At 50.0% G+C, this 14100-nt stretch carries 7 protein-coding genes; 4 read left to right on the top strand and 3 right to left on the bottom strand.

The features are described 5' to 3' along the window. Nucleotides 1–58: 58 nt before the first annotated feature. The 4 genes from F4Y64_08395 (at nucleotide 59) to F4Y64_08410 (ending at nucleotide 11034) form a co-directional block, all read left to right on the top strand. Nucleotides 59–4708 carry a hypothetical protein gene (locus F4Y64_08395; GenBank protein MXX97614.1) on the top strand — a complete coding sequence of 1550 codons (4650 nt, stop codon included), beginning with the start codon at nucleotides 59–61 and terminating at the stop codon, nucleotides 4706–4708. A gap of 200 nt (nucleotides 4709–4908) precedes the next feature. Beyond that, a complete protein-coding gene (gene ggt / locus F4Y64_08400) occupies nucleotides 4909–6612 on the top strand; it encodes a gamma-glutamyltransferase (GenBank protein ID MXX97615.1) in 1704 nt (567 codons plus the stop codon). Beyond that, nucleotides 6587–7948, top strand: coding sequence for an amino acid permease (locus tag F4Y64_08405; GenBank protein MXX97616.1), 1362 nt, complete (start codon nucleotides 6587–6589; stop codon nucleotides 7946–7948). Before ggt ends, F4Y64_08405 begins: the two co-directional genes overlap by 26 nt. A 341-nt stretch (nucleotides 7949–8289) precedes the next feature. Further along, nucleotides 8290–11034, top strand: coding sequence for an insulinase family protein (locus F4Y64_08410; GenBank protein MXX97617.1), 2745 nt, complete (start codon nucleotides 8290–8292; stop codon nucleotides 11032–11034). 132 nt (nucleotides 11035–11166) lie between these two features. On the opposite strand, the gene F4Y64_08415 is transcribed toward F4Y64_08410, so the two are convergent. The 3 genes from F4Y64_08415 to F4Y64_08425 all read right to left on the bottom strand — a co-directional run bounded on the left by F4Y64_08415 (nucleotide 11167) and on the right by F4Y64_08425 (nucleotide 14091). Continuing rightward, nucleotides 11167–12402 carry a flotillin family protein gene (locus tag F4Y64_08415; GenBank protein MXX97618.1) on the bottom strand — a complete coding sequence of 412 codons (1236 nt, stop codon included), beginning with the start codon at nucleotides 12400–12402 and terminating at the stop codon, nucleotides 11167–11169. Nucleotides 12403–12717: 315 nt separating this feature from the next. Beyond that, entirely contained in the window at nucleotides 12718–13290 is a 573-nt protein-coding gene (locus tag F4Y64_08420; protein ID MXX97619.1) for a hypothetical protein, read from the bottom strand. A gap of 450 nt (nucleotides 13291–13740) precedes the next feature. Further along, nucleotides 13741–14091 (bottom strand): P-II family nitrogen regulator, encoded by a 351-nt coding sequence (locus tag F4Y64_08425; GenBank protein ID MXX97620.1) that lies wholly within the window; start codon nucleotides 14089–14091, stop codon nucleotides 13741–13743. Nucleotides 14092–14100 lie beyond the last annotated feature (9 nt).

Here is a 14100-nt window from a genome sequence, read left to right on the forward strand (position 1 = left end):
ATTCCCTGCCCCGCTACGATCCATTTTTTTTCTGACAAAAAATGGGAGGCAGCCTTTGATGGCCTGGCTAGTTCTCGTCTTTTCGGCAATTTTCGTATTGGGTGCTCAACCTCCAATGCCGAAATTTCACTCCATCCTACCCGCAACTGAGCACACTTCCAGCTATGTTGATGAGGACACCTTGTCGACGATGATTACGGGGGCAAACCTCCGGTTCTCCTCCCTGGTGAGTTCCGACGGCCAACTCCTTACGTTCACACTGGAGTCAGACGCAGACATACTCAACGAAAACGACGGTCCAACCACCGTGACTGTAACGGCGCGACTTAATACAGGCTCGCCATACAGTACTCCACAGACGCTGGCAATCACCGTGACTGGATCCGGGCGGGCTGATGCAGTTGATTTTGAAAGTGTCCCTAGCTTTGATATCGTAGTTGCGGCGAATGAAATGAGTGGATCAACAAGCTTTACGCTGACACCTAAAAATGATCAGGTAGATGAAGTAAATGAAACGATTACTATCTCCAGCACCAGTTCTCTGGTAAGTTCAGCAGCCGCTCCGATTACACTACAGGATGACGACGCCCCTCCAACTGGTGTCAATCTCCGTTCCAACACAAATGCGCTCTTTGAAGAGGACGGTGAACAAGAAATCATCATCTTTGCTGAAATCCTCAGCCCCACGACTTACGCCACAACACGGGTTATTCCTGTTACCGTTACCGGAACACAAGTTCAAGATGTGGTCAAATTTGCGCCGGTCGCAAGCTTCAATATCACGCTTCCTGCAGAGACAGCAAGCGCAACCACAACCTTTACAATTACCCCCGAAAACAACCTAGTTGATGAGGCGAATGAGACGATTACTGTAGCAAGTACGGCTCCTTTTGTGACCGGATCGGCAATTATTAATCTAATAGATGATGATCCGACACCCTCAATTACCCTGACTGCGTCTCCATCATCTGTCGGTGAATCTAGTGGTTCGACACAGGTTACCATCAGCGCGAACTGGGACAGCCAAATCATTTTCCCTACGGATCAGACGATCCCTCTCACAGTTGCTGGCTCTGGTATTGCTCTAGCTGTGGACTTTTTGCCAGTACCAGATTTTGACCTCACGATCCCACAGGGCGCATCCAGCGGTACGACTACATTTATCCTGAGTCCGATCAACGACTCAGAAGATGAGGTCAACGAAACGATCACGATCAGTAGTAGCAGTGCACTGGTGGACGAATCGGCAACAGTTGTTCTACTGGATAATGATGATGCTCCCGGCAATATCCGCCTTGCGGCTTATCCATCCGAAATCGGCGAAGGTGATGGGGCAACTTCGGTCACTCTCACGGCTACGATTGGCAACGGCACGACCTTCGCGGAAACCAGAGTATTCTCAATTGATGTCACCGGATCTGGAGGAGACAATGTAGTCGGCTTCTCATCCATCTCTAGTTTATTCATCAATTTTGTTCCTGGGACATCTATCAGCACCGCAACTCTGGAACTGGTGCCGCTTGACGATGACGAAGATACTGAAGATGAGATCGTCACTCTTTCCAGTAAAGATCCAGCTATAACAGAATCTGCCACCATCAGATTGTTGGATGACGATATCACCCCTGTCATCCTACTCAGTGCCGATCCAAGCTCCGTATCGGAAAGTGACGGAGAAACAACTATAACCGTTACTGCAACCGTGCAAAACTTACCGTCCATGGAAGAGAATCAAACACTCCCTATTATGGTCAGAGGATCCGGTAGAGCAGAAGCCGTTGACTTCATACCCGTGCCAGATTTTGATCTTGTGATAAGTGCTGGTACATCTGCGGCTTCCACAACCTTTACACTCATGCCCTTGAATGATCCCGAGAACGAGATCGACGAATCGGTGCTCATAGAAAGTAGTAGTTCCTTGGTGACAAACAGTGCAACCGTTATGATTCTTGATGATGATGATCCGGGTCAAGTGCAACTTTCTGTGACTCCCACAACTGTTTACGAAGGGAATGGGACTCAAACGGTAACGGTGACCGGAGTGATCGCCAGTGGACAAGTTTTCCCAGAAGACCGAATCATTCCTCTTTCGATCCGTGGAAGTGGACAGCCAACTGCAGTAGATTTTGAGCCGATAGCCGATATTGACTTGATTTTCAAGGCGGACCGCCTTACAACTACTACAACCTTTGACGTAACTCCAATTGATGATCTGGAGTTCGAGTCAGATGAATCCCTTACGGTATCCAGTGCAGATGCGATCATCGAAGCACCGGTTGTTGTTCAGTTGATCAACGACGATGAAAGACCGGAAGGGGTCACTCTAACCACATCTCCCGAAAGCATCCGGGAAGATGCCGGCCCCACTACCGTAACCGTGACCGCCTCTGTTGAGGGCAATACCCGGTATACTACCAGCCACGAAATCCCTTTATACATCACCAACAGTGGTGAGTCGAATTCGGTACAATACCTGCCAATCACCGGAGTGGCTCTGATGATCCCTCCAGGAGAAGCAAAGGGAAGTGTTGACTTTGAGATTACCCCGGTAAATAATGATATCCATCAGCCGAACGGAATGATCACAATTGGCAGCGAAAGCGATCTCGTATTGGGGACAACGATGATTCGTCTTGAGAATGATGATGCCGAACCTACAGGAATTACAGTATCCCTGAATCCAACGATCATAACCGAGGATGCTGGCGAAACGGAGGTCACTCTGACGGTTCACGTTGCCGGAAACACGCGCTATGGGGTAGATAAAACTCTGACGCTTGAAGGCATGGGCTCCGGTATGCCAGGTGTGGTTGGCTTCTCTTTAACCCTGCCACCTGTGCTTTCTCTTCCAGCGGGCAATGAGTCTACTTCGACCATGTTTCTTGTAGCGCCTGTAGACAATCTACTGGATGAATCTAATGAGACCCTGACCATTACCGCAAAGGGGGATAATCTTGGAGCTACTGCAGAGCTTTCGCTCACGGATGACGATGCATCTCCGGGTGGATTTGAGTTGGCAATTACTCCTGAGATCATCATAGAAGGTGATGGGCCAACTACTGTGAATGTGACAGCTACGCTCACCGGAGATACGCGCTACGCAACCACCCAAACTCTTGACCTTTCAGTCGCCGGGCCAACCATCGGCACAGTCAGCTTTGAGAGCGTCCCTGATTTTCAGATTGAAGTGCCTGTCGGTGCAGAATCAGGTAGCGGCAGCTTTACCCTGAAACCAGTGCAGAACACGATTCCTGAAACGGATGCAACGGTCACGATTACTGCCATGCATATGGGGACGACGATCCGTGCGACACTTGTGCTCCGGGATGATGATGAGGCAACGAAACGGGCCGCAGATGCGAATGTAATCCTGTTACCCGAAGCAACCAGGGCCATAATTGCCAGTTCCGTCGGAGCGGTCCACGAACGTATTCGAGTATTTCAGAATGGCTCCTCTGTCCAAACCTCTGGGTTCTCCAATGGACTATCCAGAGTTGCGATGCGATTGCAGAACGATCAACCCCGTAGGTATCCAGTGAAACCCCGGTGGGCTTCGCAACTCAATCGTATTTCCCTAGCTGCCAGCATCAAAGAACGTATCACCGTTTGGGCACATGCAGACTACCGTGCTCTCTCCAGTAACAGTAATGATTCTCCTCTTCGCTACGACGGTAGCATCACTGGTTTTCATGGCGGTGTTGATCTGTCGTTTGGACGATTTCTCGTCGGGCTGTCAGCCTCACAGTTTGACGGCGATCTGGATTATGAACACAGCGGGGGTAGCGCAAATCGACCGGCTCTGACGGCCCCCTTCGAAGGCCTATACCAAATCAATGCCCATATGCTGACCCCGTACATAAACTGGTCCTGGAATGCACGCTCCGGTGTCTGGGCAATGGTTAGTTTCAGTTCAGGAGAGGTAGAAATTTCCGATTCTGAATTAAACTCAGAGGAGGCAAATACCTCCTTGGGTGCCTTGGCAGCAGGGGTTGATTTAGGCCTGATCACAGCCCCAAGTGGGTTTTCTCTTGCTATCAAAGGAGCTGCCTGGGGTGGACAAATGAACCTGGACCAAAACGCCAGTCGCATTAGCGGACTGGATGTGAGTGTGTATCGCTTCCAAATGTCCCTTGAGGGAGCGTACCGAATTCGGCTTGCGGATCAGGGACTAATTCAGCCATTCGCTGAGGCTGGGCTGCGCGGCGATAGCGGAGATGGTCAAACGGGGGTGGGACTGGAAATGGGTGGCGGTGCACGCCTTTCGCTACCCTCCGCAGGAATTCAGTTTACAGGACGTGGACAGGTCCTTGTTCTTCACGGAAGAGATATAGACGAATGGGCGTTTAGCGGAATGCTGCGCTATGCTCCGGGTGGGAATACAGGACCAAATCTGGAGCTGCGTTCATCAACTGGTAAACGTTTCGGAAATTTTCAGGAAATCTGGCAAGATACCAGATGGCTTGCCCGGTATAAGCACAGGAATGCAGGAACACGGCTTCAATCACGACTCGGTTACGGACTCAACGTCAATCATGGATCGATTATGCCCTACACCGGGGTAGAACTCGGGCATGGTGTAGCCACACAGATGGGGGCGGAATATCAAATTGGATCCCAACTGAATATTCGGATGGAAGCTGCTTTTCACATGCAGTCCATCATGCGCCAGAGTTCACCGACGATACGTGCCGTGATTCTACTGCGATAGAAGACGACTGACTGCATCCAAACATCTCCACAGGGGTTGCAGCGATCTTGGAATGAACTACCCATCGGGGGGATTTGCCCTGATTTCGTCGGCATACACTGCAGCCAATAAAAAGACACGGTTCCACGGAAAGGCTCCATGTATTACCTTTGTTGAATCCCTGGCACATCTAGCTCTTCCCAATTCTAACCCGAATGAAGATGAGGCATCATTGCGCAATCGTATTTACAGCACTGATTTTATTCTCAGGATCAGCTCAGGCTCAGTCTGGACGGATTCCGGTGGCAGCCGACAGTGGTATGGTTGTTTCCAGTCACTACCTAGCCTCAGAAGCGGGCATGGAGGTCCTTCGAAGCGGGGGTAATGCGGTGGATGCCGCGATTGCAACGGCGTTTGCACTCGCAGTCACCCTCCCCTCGGCTGGGAATATCGGAGGAGGAGGATTTCTGGTTTATCATGGCGCGGACGGCTACGTGACTACTCTCAATTTCAGGGAAAAAGCGCCTCTGGCAGCAACAGAAACCATGTTTCTGGGACCTGACGGTGAAATAATTGATGATTCCAATCATGAGGGACCGCTTTCCGTTGGTGTTCCTGGCACAGTCTCTGGACTCTGGCTTGCCCATCAGCGCCTAGGCACAGTAGATTGGGCAACACTTGTAGAACCGGCGGTCCAACTGGCTGCAGAGGGATTTCCTTCTACGCGTGCTATGCAGTGGTTTCTGGAGCAGCTCGCACAAAGATCGGATCCTCTCTACGAAGCGACCCGCCGTGCTTTTCTGAAAGATGGCACGGAGGTTTTCAAACCTGGAGAGATCTGGAAACAGCCCGATCTAGCCGCCTCACTGGCCCGTATCCGTGATCATGGACACGATGGATTCTATAAAGGGGAAACTGCGCGGCTGTTAAGCGAATTCATGGCCCGCCACGGAGGCCTGATTACCACGGAAGACCTTTCCCTGTACGAAGCAGAAGAACTGCCTCCAGTCCACGGAAGCTTTGGGGAATATGACATATACTCAATGAGCCCTCCCAGTAGCGGGGGTGTGGCACTTATCACCATGCTCAATATTCTGGAAGGTTATGACCTTACATCATTAGGACATAACTCCGCACAATACTTGCATCTACTAACCGAGGCGATGCGACGTGCATTTGCCGATCGTGCAGAGCACCTGGGAGATCCAAATTTCAACCCAAATATGCCTGTGCAGCGCTTGATCAGTAAAGCTCACGCCGATCAACTTCGAGCTACCATCAACGAAGAACATGCTTCTGAGAGTGATCCAGAAGAGCTCAGTCAGTTGTATCTATCTATGGAAAGCGAGGAAACAACCCATCTCTCCGTAGTTGATGCTGCTGGGAATGCAGTTTCGCTGACCTATACACTTGAGCATAGCTATGGCTCGCAGATTGTTGCAGATGGGACCGGGTTCTTGTTGAATAATGAGATGGGCGACTTTAATCCGGTTCCAGGCAATACAAACTTGTCTGGCCGTATCGGTACGCCTCCCAATCTTGTTGCTCCCCAAAAACGTATGCTGAGCAGCATGACCCCTACGATAGTAGCGAAGGATGGAAAACCATTCATCGTAGTGGGAAGCCCTGGCGGACGTACGATCATCAATACAGTCCTCCAAATCATTCTGAATGTAACTAACTTCGAGATGGACATCGCTCAGGCCGTAGAAGCCACTCGAATTCATCACCAGTGGCTACCAGACATCACAAGCTTTGAGTCGTGGGGAATCTCTCCCGATACGCAGGCGCTTTATGAGGCCAAAGGCCATCGGGTACGTTACCGCAGCTCTCAGGGACGTGCGCATTGCATCATGATCCAAGGCGGCACGCTTTACGGCGCAGCCGATTCACGTAGCTATGACGGACGGGCAATTGGATTCTAGACCTCAAACACTTCGGCGTGCCCTGACCACACTGGATACGTCTGCCGTTCTGATCGGCATCACCATCGGAGCAGGCATTTTTGCTGTACCGCAGCAAATTGCACTGAACATGAGCTCGTTCAGTCAGATCATCTGGCTTTGGGTAGGCTGTGGAGCACTTGCGCTCGTTGGTTATCTCATTTATGCTGAGTTGGGCACTCGTCTACCTGTTACGGGCGGAGAATACGTGTACATCAGCCGAGCTTTCGGCCCCCTAGCCGGCTTCATCTTCGGCTGGGCCCAGCTATTTATCATCCGTTCCAGCCCAGTGGCAGGCCTCACTCTGGTAACGGTTGCCTACTTTGAGTATTTCGTAGATCTGCTTCCTTGGCAGGAAACCGTCTTAGCACTATGCATCATTGCCGCCCTCTGCTATCTAAACTATACCGGGATTCAACGCGCAAAAATCTATCAGAATTTTTCGACGATTGCGAAGGTAGGTGGCCTGCTGCTCTTAGTGATCATTGGTCTGATTGTATTGCCGGGTGGAGAAAGCAAACTCGGAGAAACGGCTGCCAGTCAAAGCAGGCTCGGGTTCACTGGCAGCATTGCCGACTCAATCCTTCTGGTCCTTTTCACCATGGTTGGCTGGGAGCGCCTCGGATATGCTGCAGGCGAGATGAAAACACCGAACCGCTCACTTCCTCGCGCATTGCTACTCGGGTTTATCACCGTATTTTTTATTTACTTTGCAACGAACGTTGTATACCACGGCATTCTGGGATTAGAGGCGATTCGCGAAACGAATCGTGTAGGTGCAGAACTGGCGATTGTACTTCTGGGACCAATCGGGGCTGGTGCCTTTGCCATTCTGGTCATGATTTCGGCCACGGGAAGTGTGAACGGGACGATTATCGCCGCCCCGCGAGTCTATTATGCAATGGCAAAGGATGGAATCTTTTTTCGTTGGCTTAACTATGTGCATCCAAAATACCGCACCCCATCCCGAGCGGTCCTGATTCAATGCATATGGGGAACTGTCATTTTGTTGGTACGCGGATCTTTTGAAAACATAGCAACAGGGATGGTCTTTGTCATTCTGATCTTTTATGCTGTGACTACTGCAGCTTTATTCGTGCTCCGACACCGTAAAGTGGGTGAAGACAATACGATTTTCAAGGTCCCGGGATACCCCGTTCTACCCGCCATTTATCTACTTTTGCTCGTGGCCTTGATTCTTGTTCGCGGCGTACTGGACTGGCAGCAATCTTTGATTGACTTATCCTTTGTGCTTTCAGGGTTCCCTGTCGCGGCCTACTTCTTCTGGAGACGCCGTGGGAATGCTTCTAAGGCGTGATTGAGTCGAACGGGTTTGCAACGTTGCGAACCCGGCACCCCCTGAGTCAGTGTTTGGAGAGCAAATAATTGTCTTGGCGAATCCCCGGACTCACTTGTTGACACACCGCAAGAATAAATAAATTCTGGTATCCCGTGATAAAACGTAATTCATGATTTATGCAGATGCGTAATTCACTGCAAATGTGATTCCCAACAGCAAAATGCCCGGATGGTTATGATGATACCACGGTGTCCCCTCGCAAGGTATGAGATGAATTTCGCAGAGCGCGAAACCCTGATAACTATGCTTCGTAGAGGGTTAGTTGCGTAGTATCCATTTACAAACCTTAGCTTTATCCGATGAAATTTAGCTTTTTCACTCTTGCTATCCTGCTGATGTGCGTACCGAGCACTTGGGCCCAGGAAGAGACAACCATGCAAATACCTACGATTAGTTACGAAAAATTCCATTTGGACAATGGCCTGACTGTCATCGTCCATGAAGATGACAAGGCCCCCCTGGTGGCTGTGAATCTCTGGTATCATGTCGGATCTAAAAATGAGCCTGAAGGACGCAGCGGATTTGCTCATCTATTTGAACATCTAATGTTCAATGGCTCGGAAAATTTTAACGACGACTACTTCCAGATACTTGAGCGACTTGGTGCAACAGACCTGAACGGCACGACCAACAGGGACCGTACCAACTATTTTCAGACTGTACCCAAAAATGCAGTCGATCTAGTGTTATGGATGGAATCTGATCGAATGGGTCACCTCCTTGGTGCGATTGATCAGGCAAAACTTGACGAGCAACGAGGGGTCGTACAGAACGAAAAACGCCAGGGAGAAAATGCTCCATACGGACAGGTCTTTAATCATATTACAGATGCTACGTACCCCAAAGGGCATCCCTATGCCCATACCGTGATTGGCTCCATGGAGGATCTGAATGCTGCAGAGTTGGAAGATGTGCAGGAATGGTTTAAAGCATACTACGGCCCAAATAATGCCGTCATCTCAATTGCAGGTGATATTACGGTGGATGAAGCTCGTACACTGACTGAAAAGTATTTTGGCGATATCCCTCCTGGACCACCAGTATCCCACTTTGATACGTGGATCGCCAAGCGTACAGGTGAACAGCGTGAGGCCATGCAGGATCGCGTACCACAGGCACGAATCTACAAGGTTTGGAATGTGCCTGAACGCTATGCCAAAGATTTTCATCTTCTAGATCTTGCCTCAAGCGTCTTGTCCAGCGGCAAGAACTCAAGATTCTACAAACGCTTGGTTTATACGGATCAGATTGCAACGGATGCCAATGCCTACCTGTATTCGGGCAGCATAGGTAGTCAGTTTATCATTCAGGCAACCGCCCGTCCAGGCTTATCGCTTGCGGATGTTGAAGCAGCCTTGGATGAAGAATTAGCTGCCTTTATTGCCGATGGACCCACGCCGGAAGAACTCCGCCGGATCATCACACAGGAGAAAGCAAGTTTCATTTATGGCATGGAACGTATTGGGGGCTTTGGTGGAAAATCTGATATCCTAGCATCTTCTGAAATTTACGGAGGTAACCCTGATGCATACCTTCAATCTTTCAACGACAAAGATGCTGCCGCTCCCGAGGATGTTCGTCGGGTAGCTGAAAAATGGCTCTCGGATGGTGTCTATGTGATGGAAGTCCATCCTTTCCCTGAACTTGCGGCAACAGCAGAAGGACAGGACCGGTCAACGTTACCCGAAACTGGCCCGGAACCCGAGGTAAAATTCCCTCAATTACACCGGGCTACTCTCAGCAATGGGCTGGAAATTATTTTAGCAGAACGCAATACAATCCCCTCCGTTAACCTCACCCTGATCCTTGACGCAGGCTATGCCTCGGACCAAGGAATCGCCCCGGGGACAGCTAGTATGGTCATGTCCATGCTAGACGAAGGCACCACTAGCCTTACTGCCCTGGAAATCAACGACCGGATTGCAAACCTTGGTGCGAATCTGAGTACTGGTACCGGTCTGGACGGCTCGTTCGTAAGTCTGGTATCTCTGACAGCCAACCTAGAGCCGAGCTTAGATCTCTTTGCTGATGTTATTCTCAATCCATCTTTCGCAGATTCAGAGTTTGACCGACTGAAATCAGAGCGACTGGCAGGAATTCAGAGAGAAAAAGTGAATCCCGTTCAGATGGCGCTGCGGGTCATGCCAGCTCTCTACTTCGGAACAGATCATGCATATAGCAACCCACTGACTGGCAGTGGCACAGAAGAGTCCGTTACGAACATGACACGTGAGGACCTCCAGACGTATCACAACACCTGGTTCAAACCGAATAATGCAACAATAATTGTTGTGGGAGACATTGATTTAGACACCATCGTAGCACTTCTAGAAGCCCGTTTGAGTGAGTGGGAGCCCGCGGAAGTCCCGTCAAAAAATATTGCTTCCGTCTCGCACGAAGGTGGCTCACGCGTCTACCTGATGGATCGCCCTGAGGCCCAACAATCTATCATTCTGGCTGGCCACCTTGCACCTCCGCGGAATACACCAAATAATATTGGAATTGAGACAATGAATACAGTTCTTGGTGGTGCTTTTGTTTCACGCATCAATATGAATCTCCGCGAAGATAAGGGCTGGTCGTACGGAGCAAGTTCATTATTGCTTGCTGCCCGTGGGCAGCGCCCTTTCCTCGTGTATGCACCCGTACAGACGGACAAGACCAAGGAGTCAATGATGGAGATCAAAGCAGAATTGGAGGGCATCCTTGGGGACAACCCGGCAACCGAAGATGAAGTCCTTAAAGCACAGGAGAGTCAGACTCTGGCACTCCCAGGACTGTGGGAGACGAACGGATCGGTAGCCGGGAGTATACAGAACCTTGTCCAGTATGATTTGCCGGAGGATTACTATGAAACGTATCCTGGTAAGGTGCGTGCCCTGAATGTAGACACGATCGCGTCAGCCGCTGAGGAAGTCCTCAGGCCAAACAACATGATCTGGCTGATTGTGGGAGATTTGGATGTGATTGAGTCTGGCATTCAAGAACTGGGCTACGGACCGGTCATAAAGCTTGATACAGAAGGAAACGTAATTGAAAACTGACTCTCAAACATCGGGTCGGGGGCATCCAAGCCCTCGACCCGATGTACTTCGAGGCTAATTCAGGACAACGGGAGAACTACAGAGGCACCTTTCACAGATCCTCCCCACCTCCCGATCATCCAATCGGCCTATCTACTCATCCTTTTCGGGGGCTCCCGATGCCCCGCTCAGCATTGTAGCAATATCAATTCCAGTTGATGCTTTGAGGCTCTCCAATAAAGCCGGGGTAGATCCGGCAATCTGGTTAAACACGGAAGGAACCCCTGTTCCATTGCCACTGTCAACGACTGTAAGTTTATCAATCGAAAGATTGTCAACAGTCTGAACTACCTGTTTCAATATATCCGGCAACATTTGGATCAGAAATAGTCGCTCGGCATTTGGGCCAGCCTCTTGCCAGAGTGCGAGTTTTTGGCGTAGAACTTCAACTTCCGCCTGCCCATCTTCGAAGATTCGAGCGGCGTTCCCTTTCGCAATTTCCTCCTTTGCCTGACGCTCTGCCTCGGCAGCCACAACCACATCTGCACGCTGCCTCTTCTCTGCCAATTCTATCTCTTCTATTGCAAGCTGCTGCCGGGCCTGCGCGGCCGAAACTTCGGCAGCAACATCAATACGGGCCTCCTCCGCAGCACTTTTGGCCGATAACTGCGCCTTCAGAATGCGCAGATCATTCTCTGCCTGCTCAATGCTCTTGTCCGCATTCGTTTCAGCGAGTCTTGCCTGTTCACGTTTTTCTGCCTCAGCAACCCGTGCTGCAGCAATAATATGTGCAGACTGTTGACGCCCGATTGCATCTAGATATCCTGCATCATCTTCGACACTCTGGATTTTCATGGTATCCAGTTGTAATCCTAGGTTACTTAAGTCAATGTCGGCCTCGGCTAAGAGCTCTTTGGCAAATTTCAGTCGATCTTCATTCACTTCTTCCGGTGTGAGCGTTGCCAATACTCCCCGTAAATTACCTTCCAGGGTTTCTTTCGCAATCATCTGGATTTCATGCGGGTCTTTACCCAGAAGCCGCTCAACGGCGTTCGCAAGCTCCGATTCGTTGGAGGCGACCTTCACGTTGGCAATCGCCCGCACAGTGAGCGGAATGCCTCCTTTGGAATACGCATTCTGAACCGTCAAGTCCAAAGGAATGGTGTTCAGGCGAATCCTATCAACCTGCTCCAAAAGAGGAATTCTGAACCCACGCCCTCCCTTGATGAATCGGTAGCCTACCTTCGTTCCATCTGAAGTACTACGCCTGCGTCCACTGAAAATGAGAACCTCGTTAGGTTGGCAGATTTTCAGGTTTGCCCGCACGATACCAAACACTGCAAGGATTGCCGTAACGAGAACTCCACTAATAACAACGATTGTTTCCATTTTGAGAAATTGTATGATAACAGAGGCGGCTCAACTGGAATGAAGCACCTTCCAAGCCTTGAGTACGAAAACTACACTTCAATTCTGGTTGAGTTCGAGAATCACACTCTTAATTATGCTAAGAGCTTTTAGTTCGTTTAAACATGGCTCTTCAACGTCTACGGCCTAATACCACGGAGGAAAGTATATGAGACCCGCAAGTATTTTCTAGCTGAACCGGAGCGAGACAAGTGCAGATGCAAACTGAAGCAACCCGTAGGCATGTCCGCTCGGAGTGCTCGACCCGCCTATCTAAGGACACAGCTTTAGGAAAACTTATGTCTTCAATACCTCCGCTACGGCTCCCTCCATACGAACAACTACAACCTCCTCTCCTTGAACAAAGGCCTCTTCCGCTTCTTCAAATCCACGCGCCTTGAATTGCATACGCTGCCCTTTTGTTACCAAAACGATTTTTCCTACATCTGAACGCCCAAATGGAATGATCACTTTGGCGGTCCGGCCAGTGAGATCCGAAGATGTAACCTCACTGGAAATGTGTGCATAGCCAACACGCTTGATCACATAATTTCCGCCGATCCCAACCGTTAGGCCGACGGCCAGCGAAGCGAACAGTCGTACAATTTCATTCACGTTTGCAAAAGGCAATAACACGCCACACATACCAAAGAACGCTGCAAACAGAAAGATCGTACGTACTGAGAATAGGTCAACCCAACCTGCTCCTACATCCGAATCCAATTCCATATCGGCGTCGAGGTCTGCGTCCAGATCCACATCTAGGTCCGCATCCAAGTCAGCATCAAGATCTGAGTCACCTCCACCGATCAAGGAAAGTAAAACAAAAACTCCACCAACAATGAGACTGATCCAATACAATGCGTCCATTCCAAATCGGGTACAAAACTACACCTGCAACCGAGTAGCACGCCAAGGGGTCCCAATTATTACCATCTCTTTCATGCCTTGCTCTGCAAAGAATACGCCCACTATTCACGATTCCAAAACACCCTCTGTTTGCGCCGCTGTTGGATTCATCGTGGGTCCCGAAACCTCGCGAACGAAAAAGCCGAGGCCCCTAGAGAAAAACCTCTGGGACCTCGGCCGGTACTCTGACTCGCTCGAATGCGAAACTAAAATAGGAAATCGTGTCTCACTCTGTGACACAAAATGAGCTCATGGGGGATTCGTTACTCATTGCCTGCCTTGGCAACTCCAGACATGGCTCCACACCCTTAGTCGGTGATTGGTTTATTCGCAGGTTGGTCATCCCAAATTCAACCAGTTTAACAAACCTGTGCAGACAAGCCCCATAAGTTTCCGATACCATTCCCCTGATCAACGTACAGGAGTCACCGCTGCCACATCCTCCTCTCTGGTTCGAACGCGAATTACGCGTTCAGCCGGGAACACGAAAATCTTACCGTCACCGACATTACCTGTGGCTGCAGCACTGCAAATTGCGTCCACAGCAACATCAACAAAATCATCAGAGACACCGATGTCAATCATGAATTTATCTTTTAATTCCATTTTCGCGGTCGTGCCGCGATACGTTCCTACCACTTCTACTTCACCGCCATGCCCACGCACTTTCGAAACCGTCAGTCCGGTAATATCTGCTGCATAGAGGGCACGAAGTACGTCCGACAGCTTTGATGGCCGGATGATTGCTTTTACGAGTTTCATTTTATTTGA

This window comes from Rhodothermaceae bacterium (genome assembly GCA_009838195.1).
Classification (GTDB): Bacteria; Bacteroidota; Rhodothermia; order Rhodothermales; family Bin80; genus Bin80.

Excerpts from the sequence above, each read along its gene's own strand:
- F4Y64_08405 (MXX97616.1), top strand. The coding sequence starts at position 6,587 with ATGACGGACGGGCAATTGGATTCTAGACCTCAAACACTTCGGCGTGCC.
- F4Y64_08425 (MXX97620.1), bottom strand. The coding sequence starts at position 14,091 with ATGAAACTCGTAAAAGCAATCATCCGGCCATCAAAGCTGTCGGACGTA.
- F4Y64_08420 (MXX97619.1), bottom strand. The coding sequence starts at position 13,290 with ATGGACGCATTGTATTGGATCAGTCTCATTGTTGGTGGAGTTTTTGTT.
- F4Y64_08415 (MXX97618.1), bottom strand. The coding sequence starts at position 12,402 with ATGGAAACAATCGTTGTTATTAGTGGAGTTCTCGTTACGGCAATCCTT.
- ggt (MXX97615.1), top strand. The coding sequence starts at position 4,909 with ATGAGGCATCATTGCGCAATCGTATTTACAGCACTGATTTTATTCTCA.
- F4Y64_08410 (MXX97617.1), top strand. The coding sequence starts at position 8,290 with ATGAAATTTAGCTTTTTCACTCTTGCTATCCTGCTGATGTGCGTACCG.
- F4Y64_08395 (MXX97614.1), top strand. The coding sequence starts at position 59 with ATGGCCTGGCTAGTTCTCGTCTTTTCGGCAATTTTCGTATTGGGTGCT.